General features: G+C 54.6%; 13 protein-coding genes and 4 pseudogenes. 5 read left to right on the forward strand and 12 right to left on the reverse strand.

Annotated features, from left to right (window positions below; translation table 11 throughout):
* Positions 1–59 precede the first annotated feature (59 nt).
* The 5 genes from GR212_RS20460 (at position 60) to GR212_RS20480 (ending at position 4,367) form a co-directional block, all read left to right on the forward strand.
* Positions 60–1,162, forward strand: a protein-coding gene (locus GR212_RS20460; protein WP_163988791.1) for an IS3 family transposase whose coding sequence is annotated in 2 segments (ribosomal slippage) — positions 60–321 and positions 321–1,162 — 1,104 coding nt in all. Because the reading frame shifts where the segments join, the coding sequence is not laid out codon by codon here.
* A gap of 510 nt (positions 1,163–1,672) precedes the next feature.
* Positions 1,673–2,041: an IS66-like element accessory protein TnpA gene (gene tnpA / locus GR212_RS20465; protein WP_163988792.1), complete on the forward strand. Its 369-nt coding sequence runs from the start codon at positions 1,673–1,675 to the stop codon at positions 2,039–2,041.
* Positions 2,038–2,385, forward strand: a complete 348-nt coding sequence (gene tnpB, locus GR212_RS20470) for an IS66 family insertion sequence element accessory protein TnpB (protein WP_163988794.1) — start codon at positions 2,038–2,040, stop codon at positions 2,383–2,385. The genes tnpA and tnpB (GR212_RS20470) overlap by 4 nt, the downstream gene beginning before the upstream one ends.
* A 63-nt stretch (positions 2,386–2,448) precedes the next feature.
* Entirely contained in the window at positions 2,449–4,071 is a 1,623-nt protein-coding gene (tnpC, locus tag GR212_RS20475) for an IS66 family transposase (protein WP_163988902.1), read from the forward strand.
* The gene (locus tag GR212_RS20480; protein WP_163988795.1) at positions 4,071–4,367 is read left to right on the forward strand and encodes a hypothetical protein; all 297 of its coding nucleotides are present in this window, start codon (positions 4,071–4,073) and stop codon (positions 4,365–4,367) included. The genes tnpC and GR212_RS20480 overlap by 1 nt, the downstream gene beginning before the upstream one ends.
* A 21-nt stretch (positions 4,368–4,388) precedes the next feature.
* On the opposite strand, the gene GR212_RS20485 is transcribed toward GR212_RS20480, so the two are convergent.
* The 12 genes and pseudogenes from GR212_RS20485 to GR212_RS20540 form a co-directional block, all read right to left on the reverse strand.
* Positions 4,389–5,483: a right-handed parallel beta-helix repeat-containing protein gene (locus GR212_RS20485; protein WP_163988797.1), complete on the reverse strand. Its 1,095-nt coding sequence runs from the start codon at positions 5,481–5,483 to the stop codon at positions 4,389–4,391.
* 25 nt (positions 5,484–5,508) lie between these two features.
* Entirely contained in the window at positions 5,509–6,321 is an 813-nt protein-coding gene (locus GR212_RS20490) for an ABC transporter permease (protein ID WP_163988799.1), read from the reverse strand.
* 70 nt (positions 6,322–6,391) lie between these two features.
* Positions 6,392–7,465: a GSCFA domain-containing protein gene (locus GR212_RS20495; RefSeq protein ID WP_163988801.1), complete on the reverse strand. Its 1,074-nt coding sequence runs from the start codon at positions 7,463–7,465 to the stop codon at positions 6,392–6,394.
* Between the two features lie 9 nt (positions 7,466–7,474).
* On the reverse strand, positions 7,475–8,233 hold the full coding sequence (locus GR212_RS20500) for a hypothetical protein (protein WP_163988803.1): 759 nt from the start codon (positions 8,231–8,233) through the stop codon (positions 7,475–7,477).
* Positions 8,234–8,660: 427 nt separating this feature from the next.
* Positions 8,661–9,765 (reverse strand): annotated as a pseudogene (locus GR212_RS20505) (IS3 family transposase).
* 77 nt (positions 9,766–9,842) lie between these two features.
* Positions 9,843–10,376 (reverse strand): annotated as a pseudogene (locus tag GR212_RS20510) (IS66 family transposase); the annotation flags it as partial.
* A complete protein-coding gene (gene tnpB, locus GR212_RS20515) occupies positions 10,361–10,672 on the reverse strand; it encodes an IS66 family insertion sequence element accessory protein TnpB (RefSeq protein WP_163988904.1) in 312 nt (103 codons plus the stop codon). The pseudogene GR212_RS20510 and the gene tnpB (GR212_RS20515), both read right to left, overlap by 16 nt.
* Before the next feature lie 26 nt (positions 10,673–10,698).
* Complete coding sequence (locus GR212_RS20520; protein WP_246725832.1) at positions 10,699–11,097, reverse strand: transposase; 399 nt, start codon at positions 11,095–11,097, stop codon at positions 10,699–10,701.
* Between the two features lie 248 nt (positions 11,098–11,345).
* Positions 11,346–11,677: pseudogene (locus GR212_RS20525) on the reverse strand (transposase); the annotation flags it as partial.
* 529 nt (positions 11,678–12,206) lie between these two features.
* Positions 12,207–13,190 carry a sugar kinase gene (locus GR212_RS20530; protein WP_163988807.1) on the reverse strand — a complete coding sequence of 328 codons (984 nt, stop codon included), beginning with the start codon at positions 13,188–13,190 and terminating at the stop codon, positions 12,207–12,209.
* Positions 13,187–14,244: pseudogene (locus tag GR212_RS20535) on the reverse strand (ABC transporter ATP-binding protein). Before GR212_RS20535 ends, GR212_RS20530 begins: the two are co-directional and overlap by 4 nt.
* Positions 14,245–14,280: 36 nt before the next feature.
* Positions 14,281–15,102, reverse strand: a complete 822-nt coding sequence (locus GR212_RS20540) for a carbohydrate ABC transporter permease (RefSeq protein ID WP_163988809.1) — start codon at positions 15,100–15,102, stop codon at positions 14,281–14,283.

Consider the following 15,102-nt stretch of genomic DNA (forward strand, 5'->3'; position numbering starts at 1 on the left):
ATCGTTTATAACTGGAGTTTTCCGCGATAACTTCCCGGTTGGGAACAGGAGCGGAAGCGATGAAGGCATCGAAGTTTTCGGACGCCCAGAAGGCGTTCATTCTGAAGCAGGGCGACGACGGCGTGCCTGTGGCAGAGATTTGCCGCAAGGCCGGGATCAGCCAGGCGACCTATTTCAATTGGCGCAAGAAGTATGCGGGCCTGCTGCCCGACGAGATGCGTCGATTGAAGGCACTGGAAGATGAGAATTCTCGGCTAAGGAAGATCGTCGCTGATTTGACGCTGGACCGCGAGATGCTGCAGGACGTCATCCGCCGAAAGCTCTGAGGCCTGTCCGGCAGCGCAAGCTGATCGACGGGATGCTGATGGACTGGGGCATCTCAATCCGACGGGCCTGCAAGGTCCTGAGGTTCGACACGTCGACCTACCATTACAAATCCCGCCGCACCGGACAGGCCCCACTCGAACGACGCATCAAGGAGATTTGCGAGACACGCGTACGGTATGGCTACCGGCGTGTCCATGTGCACCTGCGTCGAGATGGCTGGAAGATCAACATGAAGAAGACACGCAGGATTTACAGCGAGTTAGGCCTTCAGCTGCGGAACAAGCATCCAAAGCGAAGAGTGAAGGCAAAGCTCAGAGACGATCGTCAGGAGGCCGTTGGGCCGAACGATGTCTGGGCGATGGACTTCGTTCACGACCAGCTTGCAACCGGCAAGAAGCTACGGATACTCACCGTGGTCGACACGCACTCGCGCTACTGCCCTGCAGCCGATGCACGCTTCACCTACCGCGGCGAGGATGTCGTCCAGACGCTGGAAGGCATCTGCCGGAACACCGGCTATCCGAAGACGATCAGGGTGGACAACGGCAGCGAATTCATCTCCCGTGATCTCGACCTGTGGGCCTATGCCAACGATGTCACCCTGGACTTCTCACGACCCGGAAAACCAACGGACAATGGCTTCATCGAGGCCTTCAATAGTAAGCTCCGAGCGGAGTGCTTGAACGCCCATTGGTTCCTGACCCTTGCGGATTCGCGCGAAAAGTTGGAGACTTGGCGTCGATACTACAACGAGGAACGTCCTCACTCGGCGATCGGATATAACGTCCCGATTGACCTGCATAATCCCGGTGGCTCAACCAGCCAGCCATCGTGATCAGAGCCGGAAAACTCCAGTTCCCGGCGATCCAAGGTTTGGTCTCAGAGCAGTTACCGGAAAACTCCAGCTTCCGGCGGTCCAAACTTTGGTCTCAGAGCAATCAGAGCCAAAACTTCAGCTTCCGGCGGTCCAATCTTCGGGCTCAGAGCAAACCAAGCCAGCTCTTCGAGACGAAGTGGTGGAAGATGAAGATAGCGTCTCGCCTGGTTCAAAACCGTGCTCAATGATGGTCAGCTTGTGCTCGGATGTTCAACGCCTGCGGCGAAACATCCCCGTCAGCAGTTCAACGATACTCCCTAGACATAAGCCTGTACTTGAGCATTTCTGCTTATGCCGACTGTCCGGTCGAAATGGGGTGTAGTTCACACGACTTGAGTCGTGGAAGACTCACATGCTGTTAAATCAATCGTAACCGTCCGATTGGCCCCGCCTGCCGTCTAACGCATCGATGACCTAAGACACGTATTTAACGACGTCGTTAGCGACGTGTCTTATGCGGGGATGGCGATGCGCGTTGAGATTCTTGGGCAGGAACGTCGGCGTCGATGGCGCGACGATGAGAAGCTCGCCATTATCATGTCAGTTGGGGATGGTGGAGCGACAATCACAGAGGTTGCCCATCGGCACGACATCACGCGCCAGCAGATTTACGCCTGGCGCAGCGAGCTGAAGAAGAAGGGGCTTCTCTCGGTGTCTTCCCATGCATTGTTCATTCCCATCGACGTGAATGCCGTGCAGACGGATGTTCAGGACGGGAGGGAGAGCCGCGCTGGGATGATCGAACTGCGATTGAGCTGCGGCCGCACCCTTCACTTCGGCATCGCGGTCGATACGGCCGCCCTGACGCAGCTCATCCGGGCGGTGGAAGCGGCATGATCGGGCCTGGGACCGGCGTTCGGGTCTATCTTGCGTGCGGGATCACGGACATGCGCAAAGGAATAGAGGGCTTGGCTGCACTTGCGCAGGATGTCTTGCGTCAAAAGCCGACGGGCGGCGCGGTCTTTGCCTTTCGGGGCAAACGAGGCGATCGTTTGAAGCTGCTGTATTTTGATGGCCAAGGCTTCTGCCTGTATTACAAGATCATGCAGAAAGGTCGTTTCCCTTGGCCTTCGGCGTCAGATGGGACGGCGCGGCTGACGTCGGCTCAACTGGCGATGTTGTGGGAAGGGATTGATTGGCGACGACCTGACTGGGGTGCGCCACCGGCCCGTGTCGGGTGATTTTATCCCACTGAAACAACTCGTTTTTATGGAAATTTCTCCTGACATATGGTAGTCAGGATCATGTCAAACACTCCGACAGATCTTCCGGACGATCCAGCCTTTCTCAAGGCAATGATTGCCGCTTTGCTGGCGGATAATGCGAAGATGTCGGCGACGTTGCAAGCGCACGACCAGTTAATCCAAACACTGCGGCTGCGCATCGCCAAGCTGAAGAAACAGGTCTTCGGGAAGTCCTCTGAAAAGATCGAGCGTGAAATCGAGCAGCTGGAACTGGCGCTTGAGGATCTTCTGATCGCCGCTTCTGAAGGCAATTCGGCGCCGATCGATGAAGCTGATGGTGCGTCGTCCGTTGCGCTCCCGTCGGATCCGTCTGAAAAGATCATGCGCCGCCGGCCACGCGTCTCGGACAAGGCAGTTCGCGAACGCCGGGAGCTCGATCCTGGTTCCTGCTGCCCGGAATGCGGCGGTGAATTGCGTCTCGTCGGCGAGGACGTCAGCGAAATCCTCGACATGATTGCCGCGCAGATGAAAGTCATCGAGGTTGCTCGATTGAAGAAGTCCTGCCGCTGCTGCGAGAAGATGGTGCAGGTACCTGCGCCCAGCCGTCCGATACCGGGCAGCATGGCGGGGGCCGGCCTCCTGGCGTACATTCTGGTCTCGAAGTTCGACGACCATTTACCACTGTATCGGCTGAACGAAATCTTTGCACGCATGGGCGCCGACATTCCCGACAGCACGATGGTCGATTGGTGTGGTCGTGCGATGCAGGTGCTCCAGCCTCTCATCGAACGGATCGAAACGGCGATCATGGCAAGTGATCTCCTTCATGCCGACGACACGCCAATCCGGGTGCTGGATCGCTCGCTACGAGACAAGGGGTTGGGCAAAGGCGTGAAGAAGGGCAGGCTCTGGACGTATGTCCGCGATCAGCGTCCATGGGCAGGAAGCTCACCGCCTGGTGCAGTCTACTATTTTGCTCCCGACTGGAAAGAAGAGCACGTCCACCGCCACCTCAAGCAATCAAGCGGCGTCCTTCAGGCTGATGGCTACAAAGGATATGGCAAACTATATTCGCCTGGAGAAAAGGGAGAATCTCGCTTCAAGGAAGCGGCCTGTTGGGCCCACTGGCGACGCGACTTCCACGATATCTGGACATCGAACAAGTCCGAGATCGCGCGAGAGGCTCTCGATCGTATCGGAGCGCTTTACGACATCGAGCGAGGCATCAACGGCCAGCCGCCTGAAGTCCGACTTACTGCGCGTCAAAGCCAGAGCAAGGCAAAGGTCGAAGCATTGCGGCTTTGGGCGGAAGCGCAATTGACCCGCATTCCTGGAAAAAGCGATCTGGCTGCGGCGTTCCGCTACGGGTTGAGCCGATGGTCCTCGCTTTGCCTGTTCCTCGAAGACGGCCGCGTTGCGATCGACAACAATGCTGCCGAGCGGGCACTCCGCCCAATCGGCGTCGGAAGACGGAATTGGCTCTTCGCGGGAGCCGATACGGGAGCGGAGACCTTGGCACGCGCCATGACCATCATCGAGACAGCCAAGATGAATGGCCTTGACCCGCAGGCATATCTGGCTGACGTGCTCGATCGCATCCACGATCACAAGATCAACCGGTTAGATGAATTGCTTCCGTGGAACTGGTCGCCGCTCGTCACAACATCCGCCGAGGCAGCCTGATGGCGACAGTCACCTACGTTCGTACAATCAAATTTGTTGCCGAAATTCTCCAAGAGGACCCGGAGCTGCTTCAGGCAATCGTCTCTAACGATGATAATCTGAGCTATGGCAGCATCATCTCCGTGTACACCGGAGACGACGAATCCGTGACCGCACTGACGGACGACGGTATGGACGAACTGGAGCAGATGCTCAAACACGCCCGCCGCTCACCCGACGAATGGAGCGACTTCCTCGACGGCTTTGTCGACGACAAAGAGCTTGTTGCTCGCATCAAAGCAAAATTTCCGCGGTGACAACCGGGCGGTTACAATCAATCAATGCGGAGATACGATGTTATCGTGAACATTGTTCGAAGAATCATCATTTTTAATCATCGACTTAATGTCAACGTTGCCAATTAATCTATTTCCAGAAACTATATTAAACTTTGCAAAATCCAAGTTGCTTAGGCTACTGCCAAACGGATATTTAGGATCTTTAGAGCATACAGGACTGTTGCCGTTCCTGCTATTAAGCCATATTGAAGGTTCAGGTCGTGTCCCTTGGGCATATTTGAAGGTGTTGTCAAATATAAGGTTGCCTTGTGGAGGCTGGTGGCGTATAATACCATTTTCCCCGCAATTTCTATAAAGAAAAATTCCACCGTTCCGCGCGTTGATAAATGTATTATTTGCAATAATATTTTTGGCAGACCCATCTACTGCTATATCTTCTCTGTTTGACTGTATGTCAAATGTATTATCTAATATTTTATTCATGCCTGACTCAGCTTCCATATAGATGGCGGTTCCAGCAAGCTTCCCATAAAAGTGAGAATTTAGCAGAGTTAAGCCGGTAGTTCCAATTCCAACGTATAATGGAATTCGGCCGGTTGATATAAAATCTATATTCGACAGAGTAATATCAGAAGGCGCATCAGCTTGTGCCCTTTCTGTATGGCCCTTCTGGACTGATGATTGTCGGAGCCAATCTCCCTGTGCATTGGCAGTTAATCCCTGAACGCGCAGATCTCCTTTAATCGTGCAATTTTTGATTGTGACTCCCTTAGGCGCGTCCCAAGAGTGATCTGGCCTCTGTTGTGATACTATCGCAATTGTTAGCGCGTCGCGCAAAGTTCCATCAATTGTGGCCCCGCCGCAGTCAAATGTTACGCCCGAAGACTGACTTCCATTGAAGTATAATCTCTGTCGAACTACATCACTCTTTGATAGCGCGATGTCACAATGGATCTGAATAGGCTGGACTGTTTTGATGTCGGGCGAACGCAAGGCAGCGTATATCTCTGAGCCACAGGCGGCGGCATCCGCTTTGGCAGGGAGAAACAGAAATGCGCCGATTAAAAATGTAAAAACTAAAAGTTGTTGCGCAGCTCTGGAGAGGCGGCTGTTGTCAGTAATAACTGAGGGCATTTTACGATCCCATGGCTATATGGAGCTAATTCTCCAGCATTCGCCTCCTAAGCAGGCGATCAGTAAGAAGACCGAAAAGTAAGGCAAAGGCAGCGAAGCTTACAACGAACATCTTATCAACTAACTTGTCGCTATAGCTTTCAAAAAAAGCCGTCCTTAACCAATCAACACATACAAGGAGGGGGTTAAATGATAAAATGTACGATATGGATGGAGGGAGGTCAGATGCTACAAAGAAAACACCGGATGACACATAGAGAGCAATAATTAGTAACTGGTATACTGTAAGGAAAAATGGTACCATAAGTGATATAACGGATACAAAAAATCCACACCCAATTGCTAAGAATAAGGTTACTAAGTATGCTTCTGTTGCTTGTTCCCAGTCGATTGGAAATGGATTCTCTCCGATTGCAGATAGAGACATTGTAACTAGAAATACAGTTACGAAAGCTGCAAGTATTTCAAGAAATGCTCGCCCCAATACGATATTCGCCACGTTAACGATTGGGAAAGCCAGCATTGCCTTATTTGTCAATAACGAGAATGCCATTGATCGCGACACATAAGAAAAAGCTAGATAGGGAAGCACTCCTGTCATATAAAATACAGCTGCACTATCACCATATGGAGGGGGGCCTCGGTGGCCGGCGGTGTGGATGGCTAGAATGATACCCATATGTGCAAATGGCCATAGTGGTACCATCATGAAGCCCAGCCCGTGGTTAAAAAAGCGGGTTCGCATATCACGAAGCATGACTGCAAACATTACGTTCGCCATGTTTTTACATGCGACCAAAGATGTAGCACGCATACTTTGATTTGGCTGCGGGCTCATTGGAAATAACTTTCGCTACATTGCATATTGTGAGCCTTTCAAAATATTCTTGCTATGGCCGGGCTAAGATTCAGTTATAATACTTAAATCTTATGTCTTGGGCCGCTTCTTCACACTCAATATCAATAATTCTATTCGATTGATGCGTTTCTGTATTGGATGGCTTTTCGAGCAGCTTGTGTTTTTTGTCCTGATGAGTACCACAAGACCTAAGAAATATGGACATCACTGCGTTTATTCCTTCCTCGGAGACGTTCCGCCTATCTGTCGCAAAGTAGTTGCTTGGTGCTTGTGGGCCAGTAATTATTTCGTAGGCGGGAAAATAGAATACGTCGGACACATTTTTAGTGACCTGCTCTGCAGCAACTCTCAATACGGACTTGCTCAGAGTTGTCGCAAGTAAGACGTGTTTGTCTGTAGCCGTTGCGACAAGTGGAACTGGAGACACTGTGAGGATTATTCTTAACGCTGGATTGAATTTTCTCAAGAGAGAGATTCCCTCCTCCAGGTCACCACAAATTTCGTCTACAGAAAAATTTATAAACTCATGGCGTGTTGGGTCGAATTTGCCGGCGATCGTTCCTGGGCAAGCTGGATAGACGGCACCGTCAATTTTTGATCGCCATGCCTCAGTTAGGCCCAATGTGTATATCATTACCGTGCATTTACTAAAAGCCTCTCGGGTTGCAGCTAAATGTCGAGTAGTCAAAGCATCAAATTCATAATCGGAGATCGCCGGATATCTTAAGCCTGGTCGGAACGGATCGATAATCCTGCTGTCAGAATACCAACGATCCTCCTGCGGAATAAACTCCCCGATAGCTCTGAGGATGAGTTGCTTAAATTGCCTGGCTGAATAGATATTCCCATATCCCGCGCTAAACTTTGCATAGCCCATATTTTCTGCAGGTATATCTGAGAATACGGGATGAGTGTATTCTGTCCTCAGATACGTAAATCCATTTCTCTCGATGTATGGGATCATGTTTGATGCAAAGCAGCTGCCGGCGGACGCTATCTTGTCTTCCAATAAAAGAAGTGGTTTGTTTCTGTCTGCGGCTACGAGGTCATCAATAGAAAGTTGACCATCGATAACTTTAGACCAAAATTGGCGCGGCGGGTACTGTTTGTATGGATGTGGCATGGTCGTTCGCTAATTCTCAATATGAGATCGACTAAAATGGTCGATCAGGAGATCGCAAATTTGCCGTCCGTATTCGGTATTCGCGTGGGTCACATCGTATGCGTAGCAACTTGGTTTCAGAAATCCGGCGCTGTCAATAGCATCGGATGGGGGCGGAAGGAAGGCAACTGAGTTGCGCGCCGATGTTTCAGCATATAGATCGCAGAGTACGCTCCATAGCTTGAGCCGAACGCGTGGTTGAGTTAGTGGTATGCTATCAAGAGGGAGTTGGCGTGCGGTAGCGTAGTCACTGAAATATTTCTCTTTCTTGAGGACTTTCCTTATGAAGCCGTCATCTTCTTTTGGCGGCGGAGGAGCGCAAACTACAATGTCGCTTCCTACATACTTTAATTTTTTTAAGAGAATGTCCAACTCATTGAAGTTTTTATGTAGGATTTCACGGATTACCGTCTGCGGGATCAAAATTGAGTTTTCTATATCTATAGATTGATCATTTTTTGTTATGAAATCAAATGGATCGCCAGATTGGAAGAGAAATCTTGCCATATGTTGATTTCCATTCCAGAGTAATGCGACTTTTTTTTCCTCGCTAACTTCTACTAAATCTGACCAATAACTTTCCCGACGTGGCCACTCTCCTGTAAGAACCCTAATTCGAGCTGAGTTATAGTGCACTTCGACTAACCTGTTTTGCTTGTCGGGAAGTGCTAAAGGCACCCCAAACACTGATACATGAGAGTTTCCTCCGATGATAATCTCGCTTTGCATTCTTGGCCGTCCGAAAAATTGCCTTCTATGAGATGAATTCCAGCCGTGGCAATAGCTGGTGACTTACGGAAGTCTGAAACGCTAAAGCCAAGTTGAATCAGCTTCTCCCCGTATTTCGTATCAACGAGAACGCTTCCCTTTACGTTAGTGATTACGGTTGAAAATAAAAGGTATAGTTTCTTGAAAAGTAACAATTGGTCGTTTGCGGTGTGGAGTGCCGCCATTTTACCGGACGGGTCAGCTATTGAGACAATGCTTTGATAAACTCCCTTTGGGAGGCCATCTTCAGCGCTGAGTGAGGATGGATTTCGTTGTCGATGCTATGGAGGTGACCTTGCCCCCAAGTTTTATCCAGCTTTGAGTTCGCTCCGGCGGTTTTTGAAGTGCACCCCGATTTTGGGCCAGCGAGAGCTGGAATTTTCCGGGGTTAGGGCTCAGGCGGCGGGGGTGCCGATGAGCCGTTCATGAGCGAAATCGGCACCTTATTGCCGATCGCGCTATGTGGCCGGAACTCGTTATAGTCTCTACGCCAATCCTCCATCTTTGCCCGTGCGTCGTCAAGGCTCATGAACCAGTGAGCGTTCAGGCACTCGGCGCGGAACTTGCCATTGAAACTCTCGATGTAGCTGTTGTCGGTCGGCTTGCCTGGTCGCGAGAAGTCGAGCACGACGCCCTTATGATAGGCCCACAGATCAAGGTCTCGGGAGATGAATTCGCTGCCATTGTCCACACGAATGGTGGCAGGGTAACCGACCTCCCGGCATACCCGTTCGAGCGTTTGGACCACGTCCTCGCCCTTGTAATTGAAGCGTGCATCGACCGTCGGCGAGAAGCGCGAGAAGGTGTCGACAACCGTCAGAACCCTGATTTTCCGGCCCGTGGCCAGCTGGTCGTGAACGAAGTCCATAGCCCAGACATGGTTGGAATGCGTCGGCTCCGTGCGGTCGGCGCGCAGCTTCGCCTTCACGCGACGCTTGGGAACCTTGTTGCGTAGCTGCAGGCCCATCTCCTTGTAAAGGCGATAGATTCGCTTTGGATTGACCATCCATCCGTCACGCCTGACCAGCACATGAACGCGCCGATAGCCATAACGCACCCGCGTCTGGCAGATGTCTTTGATCTTCAGCTTCAGTTCGGCCTGCTCGCCGCGCCGAGACTTGTAGACATAGAGCGACCGATCGATCTTCAGCACCGAGCATGCGCGCCGGATCGAGACCTTCCAGTCGGCCTTGACTGTGTCGACAAGCTTGCGCCTGCGAGCAGGCCTCAGAGCTTTTTTGACAGCACGTCCTGCAGCATCGCCTTATCCAGCGATAGGTCGGCGACGATCCGCTTCAGCTTGGCATTCTCTTCTTCGAGCTGCCGCAGACGCTTCATCTCCGAAGGCATCAGCCCCGCATATTTTTTCGCCAGTTGTAGAAGGTCGCATCGGAAATCCCGGCCTTGCGGCACACCTCGCCGATCGGCGTGCCATCCTCTGCCTGCTTCAACACGAATGCGATCTGTGCTTCCGAAAACTTCGAGGCCTTCATCGAATTCTCCTCTTCTTCCCATCAGGGATCATAAGTGGAAAATTCCAGTTCCAAGTGGCCTAATTTAGCGGGGGCACTTCAGATCGAATGAAGGCAAGAAGCCTGTCGTAGCGGGGTTCCAGCCACCATGCTACATGTGCGACCCAAGACCCGAGTGTTCCGCGATCCAGCACAATCCCGTGTCCTGCAAAGATCTGGGTCTGCCGGTAGAGCGGAAGATGCCATGCGAACTTTGAGGTCACGACATGGGCTGCGAGCACAGTCGTCGCCATCCCGCCATCCATGAAGCGTGCCGGAGCTGGCGCCTGGGTGATCCCGGTCGTGCAAGCCCGGCAGGCATAGCGGGGACGAATGGTCCGCTTTACCCGGAGGATGGCAGGAACGATATCGAGCGCTTCGGTGGTTGTTTCTCCAACGCGGTGCACTTCTCCCGCGCAGCACGAGCATGTCTTGCTCTCTGGCTCTATGACAACATCATAGCGAGGCAGATGCTTGGGAAGAGCGCCGATATTATGGCCGGCAGATCGACGTGGCGCTGAAGGATGGCTTGGCAGGCGGTCATCGTTTGCGGCAGTCGGGATATCTGCGAGATCGCTCAGATCGAGGCTGGCTGCTTCGTACCGATCCGTGTCCAATCAAGGCCGGCGATCAGGAGGCCGAACTGCTCGGGCGACATCGTCATCGCCCCCTCCTTGATCGGCGGAAAAGCGAAGCGTCCATCTTCCAGCCACTTGGTCGCGAGGATCATTCCCGATCCATCCCAGTATAGGCACCGGAGACGGTCGCCCCGCTTGGCGCGAAACACGAAGATATCTCCGCAATAGGGGTCGGACGCCAGGGTAGACGCCACCAATGCGACGAGACCGTTCATACCCTTCCGAAAATCGACAGGCTGGGTCGCGACCATGATCCGCGGTATGGATGAAAAGGCGATCAACGCCTGCCTCGCAGAGCGAAGATGACCGCGCTTGCCAGAGATGGCGGGACCGATCCGTCGATGATGGCGCACGCACCATCGACAGTGATCTCGATACGCCCACCGGATCCTCGAGCTTCGCTGCCCGGCAAGGTGCTGCCTTGCTCGACCACGATCGGGACGAAGGCATTGCCTGTCGATCGTGGCAGCGATCCAGCAACCGTCAATCCGGCATTCTTCCGCCAAATCCCCATAAGGCCACGGCTGACACCGAACCGTCTGGCAACCTCAGAAATGTTGGCGCCGGTCTCGTTGCTGGCTGCAAGGATCTCAATCTTCTCCTCGTCTGACCAATTCCGTCGCTTGCGGCGCCCGGTGATGAGCTCCAGGCGCTGATACTCGCTGTCATCATGCATGGCATGATGCATTGTATGATATTAGCAGCGCCATCCCAAAGCCTCCCGCCCACCGATCACCATCAAACCCAGATGGTTCTGCCCTGAGTTTGCACATCAATGGAAGGTGGGGTGGTCGTCGCGCTCACCGTTGAACTTGCGTGGTGTTGGCTGAGGTATCAGCCAGCAAGCACTTTGTCACAGTGGTGCCGTAGCGCTTTCGGGGCGGGTTCGGGCTGATCTCGCAAGATCGGCGTCATCGATATCGGTTTTTTTGACTGGGCTTTGGAAAGGGCTTCGCGGAGAATCTCGTTCTCCGACGTCTTGCGCCCAAGCTCGCGCACGCGATCTTCCAGCTTCTTCACCTCGGAACTGCCGATAACTGGCTCGCCAGAATCCACGGCCACCGCACCTCCCTCGCTCAGGAGCTTACGCCAGCGATACAAGAGGTTTGGCGCAACTCCATGTCGCCGCGCCGCAGAGGAAACGGTCTCCCCCCGGAGGCATAGCTTTCCTCGATGATCTGCAGTTTGCGTTCCGTTGTCCAGCGTCGCCGAGAATCTCCCGTTGCTCGTTCACGGAAAAGTCGATCACAGATCATGGCGGCGAGGACAATGTGGGAGCGGAACGGCGCTTACGCTTTAGATCATCTCGCAACGCCATCACCGTTGCCAATTCAGGCGCCACTGGGCCTATGACCGTTATGCGCGGTCCCTAATCTCGGCCTCAATTCAACCAGCAAGAACCTCCCCGGCATTCGACAGCGAGCTTCGTTCCGCACGCCGCTTCCAGTCACCGTTACCGGCAGGAACAGTGCTGACGGCGGGCGGGCCTTTGCCAATCGTCCAAGCGCCACAAGTTTAGCAAATCGCGGTCGACGCCCAACGCTTAGCCACGGCGAGATATCCACGTCGGGCTCCGCGCTCTCCGCAGGAATCTGTGACGTCTCCGTGTCAGTCCAATTCCGCCACTGGTGCCGACCGCTGATCATCCCCGGGGCGACGGCACTTCCCATCATGCTTCGCTTCATGCCCGCCTTCGTCCGTGACTCTAAGCATGGCATCAGCTCATCTCCAATTACCGCGGCTAGCTCCTGTCACCGAAAGAGCCCTCTCGCGACGGGACGGGAATCACAAAAGGAAAGGTGGGGCGTTCGTAGCGCTCACGTTTTTTATGACTGCCTCGTGGTGGATTACTTCATGGCGTATTGGAGCGCCCGATCGACCTCCAAACACCTCGCATTTAATCGCAGCGGCAATGGAGGAGAAGCGGATAGCATGGTGCGGCATCATTCCTTCGGCAATGGCGAGAGCGAAGCCGCCGTGGAAAATGTCTCCAGCGGCCAAGGTATCGGCGGCCTTGATGGCCAAGGTTGGACAATGCGTAATCTGGTTGTTTTGCTCATCAAACCAGTAGCTGCCGGCCGCACCAGCGGTCACGCAGACGAAGGCTTGGGCGAACTTTTGCTTAAGATCGCGGACCATTTCTGAAGGCCGATCGATACCCGTCAGGCGTTGCGCGGCCGGTTCGGAGAAGACGATATGGGTGGCTTCCGGTGCCAGCAACTCGACAATGCCATCCGGGGCCACGTCGCCGTCGAGGATGGCAGGCTTGCCCAATGCTTTCGCTGTTCGAAGAACGTGCAGTGCCAGCGCCGGCCAGCGGACGTCGACGAGCACGGCGTCGAAAGCGGCGATATCGTTTGCCGTAAATTCTTTCACAGTATGGTGAAGCTTCGGGTCGTAGAAAGGAACGATCAGCCTTTCGCCGTCGTCGTCCACCAGGATCGTCGAGACGGCGGAGCGGGCGCCTTCCACGCGCAGAATGCCGTCTACATTGATACCGGTTTCGCCCAACTCGCGAACGATCCGCTCGCCCGTTTCGTCGTCTCCGACGGCGCCCCATAAGCTCGCGTTGCCGCCGAGTCGAACAATGGCGTAAGCCGCACTGGAGGCCATGCCTTCGGCGATCTGCAGCATATCATAGGGCAGAACCTTTCCCTGGCCTTGGGGAAGCGTGCGGACGCGAAAGATCGTGTCCATGACGGCGGCGCCGACACACAGTACGTGCTTGGGCGGGCCGGGCGGCGGATCGAAGGTGGACGATGAACTCAAAGCCGCTTTCCACTCGCCTTGTCGAAAAGGTGGACGCATGACGGATCGATGGCGACTTCGATCTTGTCGCCAAAGCGGATATTCAACCGCTCGCGGAACAAGCAGGAAATTTCCTCGCCGCCGCAATCGAGGCTTGCGTAGATTTCCGCGCCTGTGCCTTCGACCATGCCGACGCGGGCTGGCAGGCCGCCGGCTGTCGCCCGAATATGTTCGGGCCGGATGCCGTAGACGAGCGGGCGGCCGCCATGCCGCGCGATCGGAAAGCCTTCCGGCAAGGGCAGCATGAGACCTTTGTCGCTGCGGAAGACGCCTTCCTCAATCCTGCCTTCGATGAAGTTCATCGAAGGAGAACCGACGAAACCGGCCACGAACAGGTTGGCAGGGCGGTCGTAGAGGTCGAGTGGTGCGCCGACCTGCTCGATGAGACCGCCGTGCAGCACGACGATCTTGTCTGCCATGGTCATTGCCTCGACCTGGTCATGTGTCACGTAGATGGTCGTCGTGCCGACGCGCTGATGCAGGGACTTGATCTCGCCGCGCATCTGCACGCGTAGTTTTGCGTCGAGATTGGACAGAGGCTCGTCGAACAGGAAGACCTGCGGGTCGCGGACAAGCGCACGGCCCATGGCGACACGCTGGCGCTGGCCACCGGAAAGCTGGCGCGGCAGGCGGTCGACCAGGCTCCCCAGGCCGAGGATTGCAGCCGCCTTCTGCACCTTGGCGACGATGTCCGATGGATTTGCCTTTTTCAGCTTCAGCGCAAAGCCCATGTTCTCCGCTACGGTCATGTGCGGATAGAGCGCGTAGTTCTGGAAAACCATGGCAATATCGCGGTCGCGTGCCGGCAGGTTGCTGACTTCGCGCCGGCCAATGCGGATCTCGCCATCGCTGACTTCTTCCAGCCCGGCGATCATGCGCAACAGGTGGACTTGCCACAGCCGGAAGGGCCGACGAGAACCACGAACTCGCCGTCTGCGATATCGACGCTGATATCGTGAATGACCTTCACCTGACCATAGCGCTTCTGAATATTCTGTATGTTGACGGGTGCCATGAATGTATTCCTGTCAAAAAGGGAAGGGCGCCATCGTCAACCGCCCTTGACGGCGCCGGCGGTCAGGCCCGCGATGATCTGGCGTTGTGCGAACATCGTCAGCACGAGGACCGGCAGGGTGACGATCAGGGCCGCGGCCGCAAGCGGCCCCCAGCTCACCTGCTCGAAAGAGAGCATGTTGTAGACGGCGACGGGCAGAGTCCGGGTCTCGCGGCTGGCAAGCACGATGCCGAAGACGAAGTTGTTCCAGGAGAAGATGACCGAGAGGATGAAGGCAACGACGATGCCGGGCCGCGCCATCGGCAGGGCGACCAGACGGAAGACCTGCCATGGCGTCGCGCCGTCGATACTGGCGGCCTCTTCCAGTTCCATCGGCGTCGTCTCGAAATAGCCGATCATGATCCAGACGACGATCGGGACGGTCACGACGAGATGGATGATGATCTGAGGCCAGAGCGTTCCGAGCAGATTGAGCCACTGGAACAGCAGAAACAGCGGGATGAGGAAGGACAGGCCCGGCGTCATGCGGGCGATCATGATGACGATCGCCGATTTCTCGGCCTTGAGCCGCGCGATACCGTAGCCGGCCGGCACGCCGATGATGAGCGCCAGCAGGGTAGCCGCTCCCGTTACGAGAATGGAGTTCCAGAAGTAGAGGAAGAAATTGTTTTCCTGGAAAACATTGACGTAGTTCGTCCAGGCGATGCGATCCGGAATGAAGATCGGCGGATAGGCGCCGTTGTCGATCTCGTATTTCAGCGACAGGGAAATCATCCAGAGGAAGAAGAGGACGACCGGCGAGACGATGACCAGGGCCACGAACAAAAGGCCGATGCGGTTGAGCGTCGAGCGCTTCAT

Origin of the sequence: Martinezella lusitana, from assembly GCF_010668395.1 — a bacterium.
GTDB classification, from domain to species: domain Bacteria; phylum Pseudomonadota; class Alphaproteobacteria; order Rhizobiales; family Rhizobiaceae; genus Rhizobium; species Rhizobium lusitanum_A.